The following is a 14,478-nucleotide window of genomic DNA, read 5'->3' on the forward strand; positions in this document are numbered from 1 at the left end:
TTCTTTCCAAGCTTCATAGTCAGGTGGCATTAGCGAAGAGGTCACACCCGTTCCCATCCCGAACACGGCAGTTAAGCTCTTCAGCGCCGATGGTAGTTGGGGGTTTCCCCCTGTGAGAGCAGGACGCTGCCTGGCGATTTATCTACTATTCCGCAGTAGCTCAGTGGTAGAGCAATCGGCTGTTAACCGATCGGTCGCAAGTTCGAGTCTTGCCTGCGGAGCCATTTTGGAGAGCTGTCCGAGAGGTCGAAGGAGCACGATTGGAAATCGTGTAGGCGGTTACCACTGTCTCAAGGGTTCGAATCCCTTGCTCTCCGCCAGAAAACTCTCGTATACATAGATAAAAGATTGGCCCCTTGGTCAAGCGGTTAAGACACCGCCCTTTCACGGCGGTAACACGGGTTCGAATCCCGTAGGGGTCACCATTTGGAGGATTAGCTCAGCTGGGAGAGCATCTGCCTTACAAGCAGAGGGTCGGCGGTTCGATCCCGTCATCCTCCACCATATATAAACTTTGATCGTCGCGGGGTGGAGCAGCCCGGTAGCTCGTCGGGCTCATAACCCGAAGGTCGCAGGTTCAAATCCTGCCCCCGCAATCATTGGTCCGGTAGTTCAGTTGGTTAGAATGCCTGCCTGTCACGCAGGAGGTCGCGGGTTCGAGTCCCGTCCGGACCGCCAATTTATTAAATGTTTTGTTTGGCTCAGTAGCTCAGTCGGTAGAGCAAAGGACTGAAAATCCTTGTGTCGGCGGTTCGATTCCGTCCTGAGCCATTATTTAGCCGGTGTAGCTCAACTGGTAGAGCAACTGACTTGTAATCAGTAGGTTGGGGGTTCAAGTCCTCTTGCCGGCATCACTGTTTTTAACAGTTTATAAAATGGAGGGGTAGCGAAGTGGCTAAACGCGGCGGACTGTAAATCCGCTCCTTCGGGTTCGGCAGTTCGAATCTGCCCCCCTCCACCATCTATAGGGGCATAGTTTAACGGTAGAACAGAGGTCTCCAAAACCTCCAGTGTGGGTTCGATTCCTACTGCCCCTGCCAATTATTAAACAATATCATGGCGGTCGTGGCGAAGTGGTTAACGCATCGGATTGTGGCTCCGACATTCGGGGGTTCGATTCCCCTCGATCGCCCCATAAATTTAATTTTTATTGGGCTATAGCCAAGCGGTAAGGCAACGGACTTTGACTCCGTCACGCGCTGGTTCGAATCCAGCTAGCCCAGCCATTTTGCGGAAGTAGTTCAGTGGTAGAACATCACCTTGCCAAGGTGGGGGTCGCGAGTTCGAACCTCGTCTTCCGCTCCATATATTATTTTAAGGCGGCATAGCCAAGCGGTAAGGCCAAGGTCTGCAAAACCTTTATCACCGGTTCGATTCCGGTTGCCGCCTCCATAAAGTATTGCCGGTGTGGCGGAATTGGCAGACGCGCTGGACTCAAAATCCTGTGATCGCAAGATCGTGCCGGTTCGACCCCGGCCACCGGTATAAAAGGACGTTTTAAGACGTCAAAAAAAGAGTTCCTACGTACAGTAGGAACTCTTTTTTTGTACAGTTTTACCTTTTGATAAAATACATGTTAACATGAAAGGACTACATAGTATGAAAGGATGTTTTATAAATGAAAATTGCCTTTCTTTCTGATATTCATGGCAATGCTGTTGCACTTGAAGCCGTTTTGAAAGATATTGAAAGAAAACAGGTAGATACGATTTATGTACTTGGAGATATTTGTTATCGTGGTCCAGAACCGAAACGATCTTTGCAGTTAGTACAGTCATTAAATGTGAATGTGATTAAAGGAAATGCGGACGAATGGGTTGTAAGGGGGATAAAAAAGGATGAAGTGCCTGATCAAGTATTGGAGATAATGAATAAAGAGAGAGATTGGATCGTATCAAAATTAAATAAAGAAGATATTGATTATTTACAAGGACTTCCAACAGAACTCCATTTTGAAGCAGCTGGACTTACGATTAATGCTTTTCATGCGACACCAGACAGTTTGTTTGACATTGTTCTTCCTGCTGAATCGGATGATACGATTAAAACAAAGTTAATGACATCAGCAGACGCGAATATTTATGTGTATGCCCACATTCATAAGCCTTATATACGTTATATTAATGGGAAAACTATCATTAATATAGGAAGTGTTGGGCTGCCATTTGATGGCGTGAGAAAATCATCTTACGCAATTGTTGACATTGAAGATAAGCGCGTGAGCACATCGATTGAACGGGTAGAATTTGACTGGGAAAAAGTAATAAAACAATATGAAGATTTAGACTATCCAAATCAAAACATGGAAAATGTTATTCGCAATGCCCATATATAGTATAACTACATTAGTATCTGTTCTTTGAAAAATATTACTTTACAGACTATTTTGTCTATGGTAGGATTGTAAACAGTTTCATATTGATATCTGCTGGGGGTGTCCGTTAGCCGGACTGAGAGAAGAGCGCGAATAAGGCTCTTTAACCCTTCGAACCTGATCTGGTTGATACCAGCGTAGGGAAGTAGGGAGAGACGGCTTATATACGTCGTTAACCACACTATTTCACGGGTTCTTTTATTTATTAAAAGAACCCGTTTTTATTTTGTTTGTATTGTGTGTCTTCCAGATCCGGTTCAGCAATAATGAGGAGGAAATAGAAATGAATCGACTGGAAAGTGAAAAAATTGAGCTTCAATCGCAATTCCCAGCAAGTGAAAAAGTGTATGTGGAAGGTGCTCGTTCCGATGTACGTGTTCCATTTCGCAAGATTGAATTAAGTGATACAAGAACCGATGCTGGAACATTTAAAAATGAATCTATTACTGTGTATGACACGAGTGGTCCCTATACGGAACCTGGGTTTATTGCAGATGTCCATAAAGGACTGCCAAGGACTAGAGAGAATTGGATTAAAGAGCGCAATGATACAGAGACATATGTTGGACGTGAAGTGAAGCCGGAAGATAATGGGGCGAAAGATACGGCTTCAATGTTTAAGCCGGATTTTAATCACGTAGTGCGCCGTGCTTTGTCTGGAAAAAATGTCACTCAAATGCATTATGCGAAAAAGGGAGTAGTCACCCCGGAGATGGAGTACATTGCAATTCGCGAGAACATGGATCCGGAAGTAGTTCGTGCAGAAGTCGCATCTGGCCGTGCAATTATTCCGGCGAATATTAATCATCCAGAAAATGAACCAATGATTATCGGCAGTCATTTTCATGTGAAAGTGAATGCAAATATCGGGAACTCAGCTGTCAGCTCATCGATTGAGGAAGAGGTAGAAAAAATGACGTGGGCGACGCATTGGGGAGCGGACACCATCATGGATTTATCAACAGGGAAAAATATTCATGCAACGCGTGAGTTTATTATTCGCAACTCGCCGGTACCAGTTGGAACCGTACCGATTTATCAGGCACTGGAAAAAGTAAACGGAGTAGCTGAAGATTTAACGTGGGACGTGTACCGTGATACATTAATTGAACAGGCTGAGCAAGGTGTTGACTATTTTACAATTCACGCTGGTGTACTGCTTCGTTACATTCCACTGACGATTAAACGGACGACGGGTATTGTTTCGCGTGGAGGTTCCATTTTAGCACAGTGGTGTCTTGCTCATCATACGGAAAATTTTCTTTACACGCATTTTGAAGAGATTTGTGAGATTTTAAAAGCGTACGATATATCCATTTCGCTTGGCGATGGTCTTCGCCCAGGATCAATTGCTGATGCGAACGATGAAGCACAATTTGCGGAGCTTGAAACACTTGGTGAATTAACGAAAATTGCCTGGAAGCATGATGTTCAGGTTATGATTGAAGGGCCTGGGCATGTACCACTTCATAAAATCAAAGAAAATATTGATAAAGAAATCGAGATTTGTCAAGGTGCTCCGTTTTACACACTTGGCCCATTGACAACTGATATTGCGCCAGGTTACGATCACATTACATCAGCGATCGGTGCAGCGATGATTGCGATGCACGGAACGGCGATGCTTTGTTATGTGACACCTAAAGAACATTTAGGATTACCAGATAAAAATGATGTTCGTGAAGGGGTCATAGCATATAAGATTGCTGCTCATGCTGCGGATCTTGCAAAAGGTCATCCAGGTGCGCAAAAACGTGATGATGCTTTATCCAAAGCACGCTTTGAATTTAGATGGCATGACCAGTTTAATTTATCGCTTGATCCAGACCGGGCACGTGAATACCATGACGAAACACTACCAGCAGAAGGCGCAAAAACAGCTCATTTTTGCTCGATGTGCGGACCGAAATTCTGCTCGATGCGTATTTCACATGACCTGCGCAAACAGGCAGCAGAAGACGAAGAATTTATGGAAATGGGTATGAAACAAAAATCAGAAGAATTTATCGAGACAGGAAGTAAAATTTACAGCTGATGCGCAATAGTCGACTTTTCTTTTGAGTTGTGAAATAATTTGATACATCTCTATAAGGGACTTTTACTTATTCTAAAAGGAAGACGATATGTTTTCTAAAGAGATAAGGCACAATGAACAATCTCGGACCGAAAATACTAGAAGCAGTGGACGGGCTAACATAATGGACAAGTAAGCGGACTGTGTTCCGCTTACTTGTTTTTCTGTGAAGAGGTGGAAAAATGTATCAGCAATTAAAAACGGACTTGATCAACTACAGTAAAGAAATCGGCATTGATAAAATCGGATTTGCGGCGGCCGACCCATTTCTGGAGTTGAAGCAAAAATTGATCAATCAGCAAGAGCTGGGCTACGCTTCTGGTTTTGAAGAAAAAGACATTGAAAAGCGTGTGAATCCAGCACTTTTGATTGATCAGCCGCGATCCATTATCGCCATTGCACTAGCTTATCCATCGAAGCTTGAAAATGCACCGAAAGGAAAAAAAGGCGAACGGCGCGGTTTATTTTGCCGGGCGTCGTGGGGCGAAGACTATCATTCGATACTTCGACGAAAGCTTGCCATGCTTGAATCGTTTTTATTAGAGCGTCTGCCGGATGTCCAATTGCGTTCAATGGTCGATACGGGTGAATTGTCGGACCGTGCGGTAGCAGAGCGTGCCGGTATTGGCTGGAGTGCAAAAAATTGTGCGATCATTACGCCAGAGTTTGGTTCGTACGTATATCTTGGTGAAATGTTGACGAATGTACCGTTTGAACCAGATGTACCGATGGAGAGTCAGTGTGGAAGCTGTACGAAATGTATCGATGCATGCCCGACAAGTGCCCTTATACAGGGCGGCCAATTAAACTCGCAGCGCTGTATTGCCTATTTGACACAAACGAAAGGTATTCTGCCGGAGCAGTTTCGCAAACATCTGGGGAACCGTTTATACGGCTGTGATACGTGTCAAACGGTTTGTCCAGAAAATAAAGGAAAGCATGTATTGATTCATGAGGAGATGATACCCGAGCCAGAACAGGTAAAACCGCTTCTTGAGCCGATATTATCTATTAGCAACAAAGAATTTAAAGAGCGATTCGGTGAGATGTCCGGTTCGTGGCGTGGGAAAAAGCCGATTCAACGTAATGCGATCATTGCACTTGCCCACTTTAAAGAAGAATCATCAATCAGAGCACTTGTTCATGTGCTTGAAGAAGATCCACGCCCTGTTTTGCGGGGAACAGCAGCGTATGCAATCGGACAAATTGGCGGTGCGGAAGCAGAACGGGCTTTGAAGCAGGCACTTAGCCGGGAAAAGGAAGAAGAGGTCCTTTTTGAAATGGAAAAAGCACTTCAAACGCTGCGTTCCGTGCTATAATGAGTGTTTGAAAAGAGGTGATAATTAATGACTGTTCATGTTGTGTTATATCAGCCGGAAATTCCGGCAAATACGGGGAATATTGCACGAACGTGTGCTGCGACGGCTACACCGCTTCATTTAATTCGACCGCTTGGCTTTTCGACGGATGATAAAATGTTAAAACGGGCTGGTCTTGATTACTGGGAGTCCGTTCATATTACTTATTATGATTCGCTCGATGATTTTTTTGAGAAAAATAAGGGTGGCAATATGTTTTATTTATCGAAGTTCGGCACGCAGGATCATGCGAGTTTTGATTATAGTGATCCGGAGCAGGACTATTATTTTATCTTTGGAAGAGAGACGACAGGCTTGCCAAAAGATCTGATTCAAGCTAATATTGATCGTTGCTTGCGAATTCCGATGAACGATCATGTGCGTTCACTCAATTTGTCGAATACGGCGGCGATTCTTGTGTATGAAGCACTTCGCCAGCAAAATTTTCCGGGACTACATTAAAAAGGCTGCACCGATTCATTCGGTACAGCCTTTTTATTATTTAGTCCCTGGTTTGTCATCATAGCCTGCTGTAAAAATAGCGGTTAAAAATGCCCCGCAAACAACAAGAACACCTAATAGTCTCATGGATTCATACTCCTTCCTTCAACGTGAAAGTACAGATCTGTTCTCATTATAGCGGATATGGGCGGTATTGTGAACGTTTCTTTTTTCAAAGTCATGACCGTTGTTTTTTCATAAATGAAGATACGATTGCATAAAATCCGTTAAATACGCCCATTATGAGCGGAGCGGAGGGAGCTATTAATGTCAATACTAGAAAAAATTCAATTATGTCGTGCTGAAGAAGAAAAGCTACGCTGGGAAGGGACGTTTCGTGAATATTTGGAGTTAGTTAAAAAGCATCCGCATATTGCTATGCCGGCCCATGCACGTATATATGAAATGATTCGGTCTGCTGGCATTGAAGGTGGTCAATATTCCTTTTTTAGCGATGAACTGTTTGGACTGGATGGAGCGATTAAACGGCTTGTAGAAGAATATTTTCATCCAGCAGCGAAGAAGCTTGATGTACGGAAAAGGATTTTATTGTTAATGGGACCGGTTGGAGGCGGGAAGTCAACGATTGTGTCGAAGATTAAAAGAGGAATGGAACAATTTACAAAAACGGATGCGGGCGCTGTATATGCGATTAAACAGTGTCAAATGGCAGAAGACCCACTTCATTTAATTCCACGAGAGCTGCGTGATGACTTTTTTGCTGAGTATGGAATACGTATTGAAGGATCACTGTCACCGCTGAATGCTTATCGGCTTGAGCATGAATTTGGCGGACGTATTGAAGATGTGCCTGTAGAGCGTATTTTTTTCTCGGAAGACAAACGCCGAGGGATCGGAACATTTAGTCCATCTGATCCGAAGTCGCAGGATATTGCCGATTTAACCGGCAGCATTGATTTTTCGACGATTGCTGAATTTGGATCAGAGTCAGATCCGCGTGCTTACCGGTTTGACGGAGAATTAAATATCGCGAATAGAGGACTAATGGAGTTTCAGGAAATGCTAAAGTGCGACGAGAAGTTTTTATGGCACTTACTGTCTCTTACACAGGAAGGGAATTTTAAAGCAGGTCGATTTGCACTTATTTCAGCCGATGAAATGATCATTGCGCATACGAATGAAACAGAATACCGGTCATTCATTGAGGATAAAAAGAATGAAGCCCTCCATTCACGGATGATTGTTATGCCAGTACCATATAATTTAAAGGTGACAGAAGAAGAAAAAATATATGAGAAAATGGTGCATGAAAGCGAAGCGGCAGACATTCATTTTGCTCCGCATACGTTTAGAACAGCTGCGATGTTTACTATTTTAACGCGTTTGAAAGAATCAAGCCGTTCAAATATTGATTTAGTGATGAAAATGAAGCTGTATGATGGAGCTGCCGTGGAAGGATTGACTGGCTTAGATGCGGCAGAGTTGAAAAAAGAGCATTCTGATGAAGGAATGGATGGCATTGATCCACGCTATGTCATGAATCGGATTTCCGCGGCAATTATTAAAAAAGAAACAAATTCGATCAATGCGCTTGATGTACTGCGCTCATTGAAAGATGGACTTGACAGCCATCCATCTATTACAAAAGACGTAAGGGATAAATATTTGCAGTTCATTTCAGAAGCACGTAAGCAGTATGATGAAACAGCAAAAAAAGAAGTGCAAAAAGCATTTGTATATTCATATGAAGAATCTGCGCGGGCCATGATGGATAATTATCTTGATAATGTGGAAGCGTATTGTAATAAAACGAAGCTTGATGATCCATTGACTGGAGAGGAAATGACCCCAGATGAGCGGTTAATGCGTTCGATTGAAGAACAAATCGGCATTTCAGAAAACGCGAAAAAAGCATTTCGTGAAGAAATGCTCATTCGGATTTCAGCTTATGCTCGAAAAGGGAAAAAATTTGATTACCGCGAGCACGACAGACTCCGTGAAGCGATCCAGAAAAAGCTGTTTTCTGATTTAAAAGATGTTGTAAAAATTACGACATCGTCGGTTACACCCGATGAACAACATATGAAAAAGATGAATGATGTAACCGCGCGGCTTATTGATGAATGTGGTTACAATTCCGTTTCAGCAAATGAACTGCTTCGTTACGTTGGCGGTTTGCTGAATCGATAATAAAAAACCCCGGTTAACAGCTAACCGGGTTATTGTTTTCCATCTGTTTGTTTATCATACTGAACTGGATCAGGCTGGCGATCATGCTGTTTTAATTCATCAATTGTACGCTGGCGTTCCATTTGACGTCCCAGTTGTTTCATATCTTCAAAATTCGTGACCATAGAATTGACAGGCTCGACCTCATTCACTTTAAAATTTATGATAAGTCACCTCATATATTATTTTCTGTAAGTTTACCCGTCGTTTGAAAAATTAAACCGGGAGGCTAAGTAATTGGAGAAATTTTATCATCTAACTGAAGAAGATTGGTCGCTTCACCGCAAAGGGTTTGACGATCAAGAACGGCATCGTCAAAAAGTGAAAGAAGCTATTCAAAAAAATATGGCAGATATGGTAACAGAAGAGCAAATTATTATGTCGGATGGCAAGCGAGTTGTGAAACTGCCGATCCGTTCACTTCAAGAATATAGAATTCGGTATACGGAAGAAAAAAGCAGTCATGCAGGACAGGGAAAAGGAGATGTGGGGGATCAGATTGCCCGAGCGGGTGGAGAGCCGGCACCAGGACAGGGAAAGAAAGCAGGGAATATGCGTGGTGAAGACTATTACGAAGCGGACGTCAGCCTCGCTGAAATTGAAGAAGCATTATTTTCGCAAATGGAACTGCCGCATTTAATTGAAAAAGAAAAATCGACGTCGTTCATTACGGACTGGAAAATCAATGATATCCGCAAAACAGGTGTGACTGCACGTATTGATAAGAAAAAAACATTGATGGCCTCTTTTAAACGCAATTCATTATCCGGCACACAATCTTTTTTTCCAGTGCTGCCGGAAGACAGACGATTTCGCTCGTTTACAGAAGAAAAAACACCGCAGTCAAAAGCTGTTATTTTTGCGATGATGGATACGAGCGGCAGTATGGGGCCATTTGAAAAATATATTGCCCGTAGTTTTTTCTTTTGGATGACACGGTTTTTAAGAAAAAAATATATGGCCGTTGATATTGTGTTTATTGCACATCATACAGAAGCTAAGATTGTAGAAGAAGGAGATTTTTTTTCAAAAGGAGAAAGTGGAGGTACGATCTGTTCATCTGCTTATTCACTTGTGCTCGATTTAATAGAGAAAACATACTCACCGGATCGCTACAATATTTACCCATTTCACTTTTCCGATGGAGATAACTTAGCATCGGATAATCCACAGTGTGTAAAGGTTCTAGAGAAATTATTGCCACATTGTCGGCTATTTGGTTACGGTGAAGTGAATCAATATAACCGGACGACGCCGCTCATGTCCGCTTTTCGAAAAGTACAGGATCCGCTGTTTCGTTCATATGTAATCAAAAAGCGTGAAGAAGTATACCCCGCATTGACGTATTTTTTCACACCTGAAAAGTAAAGGATGTTTTAATCCACATTCCAGAGCAGAAAAAAAGACCTCAACAAAACCAATATTCCCGGCTTTGATGAGGTCTTTTAATAAGGTAAAAAGCAAGATGATAAAAGAATAACACAGCGAAAATGTAAGGGAGCAGGTGAATGTCTTTATAGTGTACACACATGAAACAAATCTGATTGTAATACCGGTTTTGCAATACTTGATGTGAGCGATATGCTTAAAATGATAAGAAAGGCCGGGAACGCTTCATCGGATTCATTCCAGTTAATTTTTTCAACATTGTCTATCATACGGAAACCAACAATAATGAGAGACAGTTGTATCAAAAACAATCACCATACCGATTTAAGAATACTAAATTTTTTTAGGAAAAAGACTTATTTTATCTGAGGAAAAAGCTTTTTCAATATAATAGGTACAGGAGATTCAGCCGTCAAGCAGTCATTCGTAAAAGGGTTAGGCACTGTCAATTTCGCAGCGTGAAGCAATGGATAATCAAATGAGTTAGATCCGCCATAAAGGCTATCGCCCGCAATCGGGTAACCGAGTGATGCTAGGTGAACGCGTATTTGATGGGTTCGTCCTGTTTCAAGACGACATTCAAGCAGTGAATAACCATTATGCACAGCGATTCGTTTATAATGTGTCACAGCTTTTTGACCGGTTGGTGAAACACGCCGCCGTGTCGGATGGTGACGATCTTTGCCGATCGGTTGATTGATGATTCCCGAATTTCTTTTCATCACTCCATCTACAACAGCAAAATATGTCCGATAAATCGTTTTTTCTTCGAGCAGACGTGAAAAAACAGCATAGGCCGCTTCATGCTTTGCAAACAATACAGCCCCGCTCGTTCCTTCATCAAGGCGATGAATGTGACGGACAGGCAGTGTATCACCTAAGAGTGAAACATGATAACAGACTCCATTTAGCAGCGTATTTGTTTCATTATCTGAATTTGGGTGTGTTTTCATGCCAGCCGGCTTATTGGCGATGATCATGTGATCGTCTTCATATAGTATAGAAGGAGCTGGATAAACGGGATCAGCCCCGAATGGGCCGGGCTGAAAGAATGGGACGGAAAGACGGGAACCAGATGTCATTGGGACACGCCAATCGATCAGCTTTCCATCCAATGTAACGAGGCGATCCATTCGCCAGCGATGCAGCAATTTTTTTGGCAACTTCCAAATCGTTAAAAATAGTTCTTCTACCGTTATATTAGCCCATTCGTTTGAGATACTTATGGTTAACATCGAACCTTGTCGAATTGTGTTCATTCCATTCATCCTTTTCTGAAAAATAACGATGCATTGTAATAAGATTGTATGGTATTCTTATAGGAGACTGCAAGTAAAGGTGGCTGTCACATGACGATGATCATGTCTTCTACAGTTGAACAGGAAGAAAAAATAAAAAGTTTAAGCACTTATTTGTCGCATCATGTCTTTCCACGTTATATCGATTCGACAATGGCTGATGTGATAAAAGCAGAAAAGTTTTTTCAAATTGAAGATGAAACGCTTGCTTATGTGGAGTCATTAAAAGATGCTTCCCGTGTAATTACAGCGTTAAACACGATTATTTCTATCCTAGAAACAACGCATATATCTTCTTCATATGAGGAACTTTTCAGTGAAAGTGTGGATACACTGCGAAGTTATCAGATTGATTTTCCGTTTCCATTATCGTTTTTTCATGAACGAAAACAGGCTGAATTTTTTTAATAAAAAAGCTGTCTTCTGCTTTTTGACTGCAGAAGACAGCTTTTTATTGTTGCTTTTTCGTTTGTCTGAGGAATGACTGCCATTCGCTATCCGGCTGACTGCCGACAAGACGGCCTTTTTCGGCTCCGCCTTCGAAGTAAATAAGGGTTGGCGTATACTCAATTTTATAATCTTCCCATCCCTGCTCAAATTCAAGCAAGTTGTATTGCAGAACGTCTACATTTTCATCATCTGCAATGGGCATTAACACAGGTGTCGTTTCTTGACAGTGCGGGCAAGTAGGACTGAAGAAATACACAACGGTATCTTCGCCATTTTCAAGTTTTTCCTCCAGTGTGTTGGGCTGTACGATATTTTGATAGTTTGGATCATCAAGCTGTTTCACCGTTTCAGTATGAAGATCATCTTTACCGTATGGATTTCCTTCCGAAGCTTTTTCTTTCTGATACTGTGTAATAAAGGCAATACCACCGAAGATTAGTACGAGCACCACCGCAAAAATCATTACTTTTTTCAACGTTTATTCTCCTTTTCCTCTTAAAATCAATAAACTGGCAATGAAAATAATTGTAAACGCCGTAAGAGCTAAAAACGGAATTGTAATGAATCCGAGCCAGTTAATATACATACCCGTACATGGAACACGTCCGCATGCCGGGGCAGCGTCTGTTAAAAAGGTCACTTTTTGAATGCCGTAATGGTAAAGCGAGATGAGACCGCCAATTCCAGACATTAATAATGAATACATCGCTGCTTTTATATCTTTTTTTACGACAGCAAGTCCTAGCAGAAGAACGAGTGGATATATTAAAATACGCTGATACCAGCAAAGTTCGCACGGCTCATATCCGACAATTTCCGAGAAATAAAGACTGCCGAGCATCGCTGTAAAAGATGTAGCCCATGCGATGAAAAGTAGATTGTCTTTTTTTAGCATCATTATCCCTGCCTGTTATGAATTTAATTTGTGGACAATAGCATTATAGTCCGAATTAAGATAAAAAGTAAAACAATGTGTGCCAAATTCATACTGTAAAATTCCGTAAACTGGTGGTATGATAGTGAAAATAAGAGTTTGGAGGGATTGCCTGTGGCCTGGAAAGAAGAGTATAGCCGGTGGAAAAATCATCCGGCGCTTGATCAAGAGATAAGTGGATTACTTGTGAAGATTGAAACGGATGAAAAAAGTTTAGAAGACGCTTTTTACAAAAATCTTGAATTTGGTACAGGCGGAATGCGCGGCGAAATTGGTGCCGGTATAAATCGCATGAATGTATACACGATCCGCAAAGCATCGGCAGGTCTTGCTGCATACATAGTAGAGCAGGGGATTGAAGCAAAAAAACGCGGTGTCGTCATTGCGTATGATTCGCGTCATAAATCACCTGAATTTGCAATAGAAAGCGCTAAAACACTCGCTTCTGCTGGCATTCAAACATACGTATTCGACGAACTCCGGCCAACACCCGAACTGTCATTTGCTGTACGTCAACTAAACGCATATGCAGGGATCGTGATTACAGCGAGCCACAATCCACCTGAATATAACGGCTATAAAGTATATGGCCCGGACGGAGCACAATTGGCACCGGCTGCGGCCGACCGTGTTATTGAGAAAGTATATGCAGCAGGCGACGAACTTGATATTCAAGTAGAAGATGAGGCGGTATTGAAAGAAAATGGGCTGATTAAAATGATCGGCGCCGATATGGATGCTGCCTATGTAGATAAGCTCGTTACGATTTCTGAATGCCCTCAGGCAGCAGAAGAAACAGATATTCGTATTGTATTTACTCCATTACATGGGACAGGCAATAAGCCAGTTCGCCAGGCACTCGACGCACTCGGTTATAAAAACGTAACAGTCGTTCTAGAACAAGAGAAGCCGGATGCAAATTTTTCAACGGTGACTTCACCAAACCCAGAAGAAAAAGCAGCCTTTGAACTGGCCATCCGTGATGGACAGAAAGTCGATGCAGATATTTTAATCGCAACCGATCCGGATGCAGATCGGCTTGGCGTTGCTGTGAAAGATGGCAAAGGGGGGTACGTACTTTTAACAGGGAATGAAACGGGTGCTTTACTGGTTGATTATGTTCTTTCCCAGAAAAAAGAAAAAGGGACTATCCCTGAAAATGGCCGTATATTTAAAACGATTGTGACCTCTGAACTCGGACGAGTTACTGCGGAACAATACGGTGTCTCATGTGAAGACGTATTAACCGGTTTTAAATTTATCGGGGAAAAAATTGAAAAATATAATGAAACAGGCGAGTATACATTTTTATTTGGATATGAAGAAAGCTATGGATATTTAATCGGCGATTTTGCCCGTGATAAAGATGCAGTACAAGCAGCGCTTATGGCTGTTGAAGCATGTGCCTATTATAAAAAGCAAGGCAAAACGCTTCACGATGCGCTAATGGATTTATATTCACGTGTAGGCTACTATAAAGAAGGTCTACAATCGTTGACATTGAAAGGGAAAGATGGTGCTGAACAAATTGATGCGCTTCTCGCATCATTCCGCGAAAGTCCACCAGCTGACATAGCAGGCATTCCTATCGCATCGATTGAAGATTACCAGACAGGTGAACGTTCGGTCATCATGACAAAGACGAAAGAAACAATTGACCTGCCGTCATCAAATGTATTGAAATATTTCCTTGAAGATGGCACTTGGGTATGTGCACGTCCATCTGGAACTGAACCGAAAGTGAAATTTTATTTCGGTGTGAGGGATAAATCATTTGAAGATGTATCTAAAAAACTTGAACGTATCCAAATGCAGTTTATGGAAAATGTTAAAAGTTTGCTAAGATAAGGAAAGGGAGACAGGTTATTTCTGTCTCTCTTTTTTCATGTTTATCATCCATCTGCATAAAA

Annotated in this window: 13 protein-coding genes, 15 tRNA genes, 1 rRNA gene and 1 riboswitch; of the genes, 24 read left to right on the forward strand and 5 right to left on the reverse strand. The window is 42.2% G+C overall.

Annotation, left to right across the window (positions count from 1 at the left end):
* The first annotated feature begins 19 nt into the window (after positions 1-19).
* From rrf to BLL40_RS13050, 21 genes are all read left to right on the forward strand, one after another.
* Positions 20-135 (forward strand): 5S ribosomal RNA (gene rrf / locus BLL40_RS12950).
* A 14-nt stretch (positions 136-149) separates the two neighbouring features.
* Positions 150-224 (forward strand) — tRNA-Asn (locus tag BLL40_RS12955).
* A gap of 4 nt (positions 225-228) precedes the next feature.
* A tRNA-Ser gene (locus BLL40_RS12960) sits at positions 229-320 on the forward strand.
* A gap of 30 nt (positions 321-350) precedes the next feature.
* Positions 351-425: transfer RNA gene (locus tag BLL40_RS12965), tRNA-Glu, on the forward strand.
* A 3-nt stretch (positions 426-428) separates the two neighbouring features.
* A tRNA-Val gene (locus BLL40_RS12970) sits at positions 429-504 on the forward strand.
* A gap of 18 nt (positions 505-522) precedes the next feature.
* Positions 523-596 (forward strand) — tRNA-Met (locus BLL40_RS12975).
* A 5-nt stretch (positions 597-601) separates the two neighbouring features.
* Positions 602-678, forward strand: a tRNA-Asp gene (locus BLL40_RS12980).
* 20 nt (positions 679-698) lie between these two features.
* Positions 699-771, forward strand: a tRNA-Phe gene (locus BLL40_RS12985).
* A 7-nt stretch (positions 772-778) separates the two neighbouring features.
* Positions 779-851: transfer RNA gene (locus tag BLL40_RS12990), tRNA-Thr, on the forward strand.
* Between the two features lie 26 nt (positions 852-877).
* Positions 878-961, forward strand: a tRNA-Tyr gene (locus BLL40_RS12995).
* Between the two features lie 5 nt (positions 962-966).
* Positions 967-1,040: transfer RNA gene (locus tag BLL40_RS13000), tRNA-Trp, on the forward strand.
* A 19-nt stretch (positions 1,041-1,059) separates the two neighbouring features.
* Positions 1,060-1,135: transfer RNA gene (locus BLL40_RS13005), tRNA-His, on the forward strand.
* A gap of 16 nt (positions 1,136-1,151) precedes the next feature.
* Positions 1,152-1,226: transfer RNA gene (locus BLL40_RS13010), tRNA-Gln, on the forward strand.
* 4 nt (positions 1,227-1,230) lie between these two features.
* Positions 1,231-1,305, forward strand: a tRNA-Gly gene (locus tag BLL40_RS13015).
* A gap of 13 nt (positions 1,306-1,318) precedes the next feature.
* A tRNA-Cys gene (locus BLL40_RS13020) sits at positions 1,319-1,392 on the forward strand.
* 9 nt (positions 1,393-1,401) lie between these two features.
* A tRNA-Leu gene (locus BLL40_RS13025) sits at positions 1,402-1,485 on the forward strand.
* Between the two features lie 133 nt (positions 1,486-1,618).
* Positions 1,619-2,335, forward strand: coding sequence for a metallophosphoesterase family protein (locus BLL40_RS13030; protein ID WP_073712312.1), 717 nt, complete (start codon positions 1,619-1,621; stop codon positions 2,333-2,335).
* An 85-nt stretch (positions 2,336-2,420) separates the two neighbouring features.
* Positions 2,421-2,535, forward strand: a riboswitch (TPP riboswitch).
* Between the two features lie 122 nt (positions 2,536-2,657).
* Positions 2,658-4,409 (forward strand): phosphomethylpyrimidine synthase ThiC, encoded by a 1,752-nt coding sequence (gene thiC / locus BLL40_RS13035; protein ID WP_073712313.1) that lies wholly within the window; start codon positions 2,658-2,660, stop codon positions 4,407-4,409.
* A gap of 221 nt (positions 4,410-4,630) precedes the next feature.
* Entirely contained in the window at positions 4,631-5,767 is a 1,137-nt protein-coding gene (queG, locus tag BLL40_RS13040; protein ID WP_073712314.1) for a tRNA epoxyqueuosine(34) reductase QueG, read from the forward strand.
* A 27-nt stretch (positions 5,768-5,794) separates the two neighbouring features.
* On the forward strand, positions 5,795-6,268 hold the full coding sequence (gene trmL / locus BLL40_RS13045; RefSeq protein WP_073712315.1) for a tRNA (uridine(34)/cytosine(34)/5-carboxymethylaminomethyluridine(34)-2'-O)-methyltransferase TrmL: 474 nt from the start codon (positions 5,795-5,797) through the stop codon (positions 6,266-6,268).
* Positions 6,269-6,574: 306 nt separating this feature from the next.
* Positions 6,575-8,458 (forward strand): PrkA family serine protein kinase, encoded by a 1,884-nt coding sequence (locus BLL40_RS13050; protein ID WP_073712316.1) that lies wholly within the window; start codon positions 6,575-6,577, stop codon positions 8,456-8,458.
* A 29-nt stretch (positions 8,459-8,487) separates the two neighbouring features.
* Here BLL40_RS13050 and BLL40_RS18135 read toward each other — a convergent pair whose 3' ends face one another.
* Positions 8,488-8,664, reverse strand: coding sequence for a hypothetical protein (locus BLL40_RS18135; RefSeq protein ID WP_425429425.1), 177 nt, complete (start codon positions 8,662-8,664; stop codon positions 8,488-8,490).
* Positions 8,665-8,734: 70 nt separating this feature from the next.
* On the opposite strand from BLL40_RS18135, the gene yhbH reads away from it, so the two are divergent.
* On the forward strand, positions 8,735-9,865 hold the full coding sequence (gene yhbH / locus BLL40_RS13055) for a sporulation protein YhbH (RefSeq protein ID WP_073712317.1): 1,131 nt from the start codon (positions 8,735-8,737) through the stop codon (positions 9,863-9,865).
* 146 nt (positions 9,866-10,011) lie between these two features.
* Here the strand turns inward: yhbH and BLL40_RS13060 are convergent, their stop codons facing one another.
* Entirely contained in the window at positions 10,012-10,191 is a 180-nt protein-coding gene (locus BLL40_RS13060) for a hypothetical protein (RefSeq protein ID WP_073712318.1), read from the reverse strand.
* Positions 10,192-10,242: 51 nt separating this feature from the next.
* Complete coding sequence (locus BLL40_RS13065) at positions 10,243-11,145, reverse strand: RluA family pseudouridine synthase (RefSeq protein WP_073712319.1); 903 nt, start codon at positions 11,143-11,145, stop codon at positions 10,243-10,245.
* A gap of 90 nt (positions 11,146-11,235) precedes the next feature.
* Between BLL40_RS13065 and BLL40_RS13070 the strand changes: the two genes are divergently transcribed.
* Positions 11,236-11,592, forward strand: coding sequence for a DUF5365 family protein (locus tag BLL40_RS13070; RefSeq protein ID WP_073712320.1), 357 nt, complete (start codon positions 11,236-11,238; stop codon positions 11,590-11,592).
* 43 nt (positions 11,593-11,635) lie between these two features.
* On the opposite strand, the gene BLL40_RS13075 is transcribed toward BLL40_RS13070, so the two are convergent.
* Positions 11,636-12,109, reverse strand: a complete 474-nt coding sequence (locus tag BLL40_RS13075; protein WP_073712321.1) for a thioredoxin family protein — start codon at positions 12,107-12,109, stop codon at positions 11,636-11,638.
* A 3-nt stretch (positions 12,110-12,112) separates the two neighbouring features.
* Positions 12,113-12,532 (reverse strand): disulfide oxidoreductase, encoded by a 420-nt coding sequence (locus tag BLL40_RS13080; RefSeq protein WP_073712322.1) that lies wholly within the window; start codon positions 12,530-12,532, stop codon positions 12,113-12,115.
* Positions 12,533-12,682: 150 nt separating this feature from the next.
* Between BLL40_RS13080 and BLL40_RS13085 the strand changes: the two genes are divergently transcribed.
* Entirely contained in the window at positions 12,683-14,416 is a 1,734-nt protein-coding gene (locus BLL40_RS13085; protein WP_073712323.1) for a phospho-sugar mutase, read from the forward strand.
* Positions 14,417-14,478 lie beyond the last annotated feature (62 nt).

It is taken from the genome of Domibacillus mangrovi, assembly GCF_001906925.1.
GTDB classification, from domain to species: Bacteria; Bacillota; Bacilli; order Bacillales; family Domibacillaceae; genus Domibacillus; species Domibacillus mangrovi.

Excerpts from the sequence above, each read along its gene's own strand:
- BLL40_RS13030 (WP_073712312.1), top strand. The coding sequence starts at position 1,619 with ATGAAAATTGCCTTTCTTTCTGATATTCATGGCAATGCTGTTGCACTT.
- thiC (WP_073712313.1), top strand. The coding sequence starts at position 2,658 with ATGAATCGACTGGAAAGTGAAAAAATTGAGCTTCAATCGCAATTCCCA.
- queG (WP_073712314.1), top strand. The coding sequence starts at position 4,631 with ATGTATCAGCAATTAAAAACGGACTTGATCAACTACAGTAAAGAAATC.
- trmL (WP_073712315.1), top strand. The coding sequence starts at position 5,795 with ATGACTGTTCATGTTGTGTTATATCAGCCGGAAATTCCGGCAAATACG.
- BLL40_RS13050 (WP_073712316.1), top strand. The coding sequence starts at position 6,575 with ATGTCAATACTAGAAAAAATTCAATTATGTCGTGCTGAAGAAGAAAAG.
- BLL40_RS13065 (WP_073712319.1), bottom strand. The coding sequence starts at position 11,145 with ATGAACACAATTCGACAAGGTTCGATGTTAACCATAAGTATCTCAAAC.
- BLL40_RS13070 (WP_073712320.1), top strand. The coding sequence starts at position 11,236 with ATGACGATGATCATGTCTTCTACAGTTGAACAGGAAGAAAAAATAAAA.
- BLL40_RS13080 (WP_073712322.1), bottom strand. The coding sequence starts at position 12,532 with ATGATGCTAAAAAAAGACAATCTACTTTTCATCGCATGGGCTACATCT.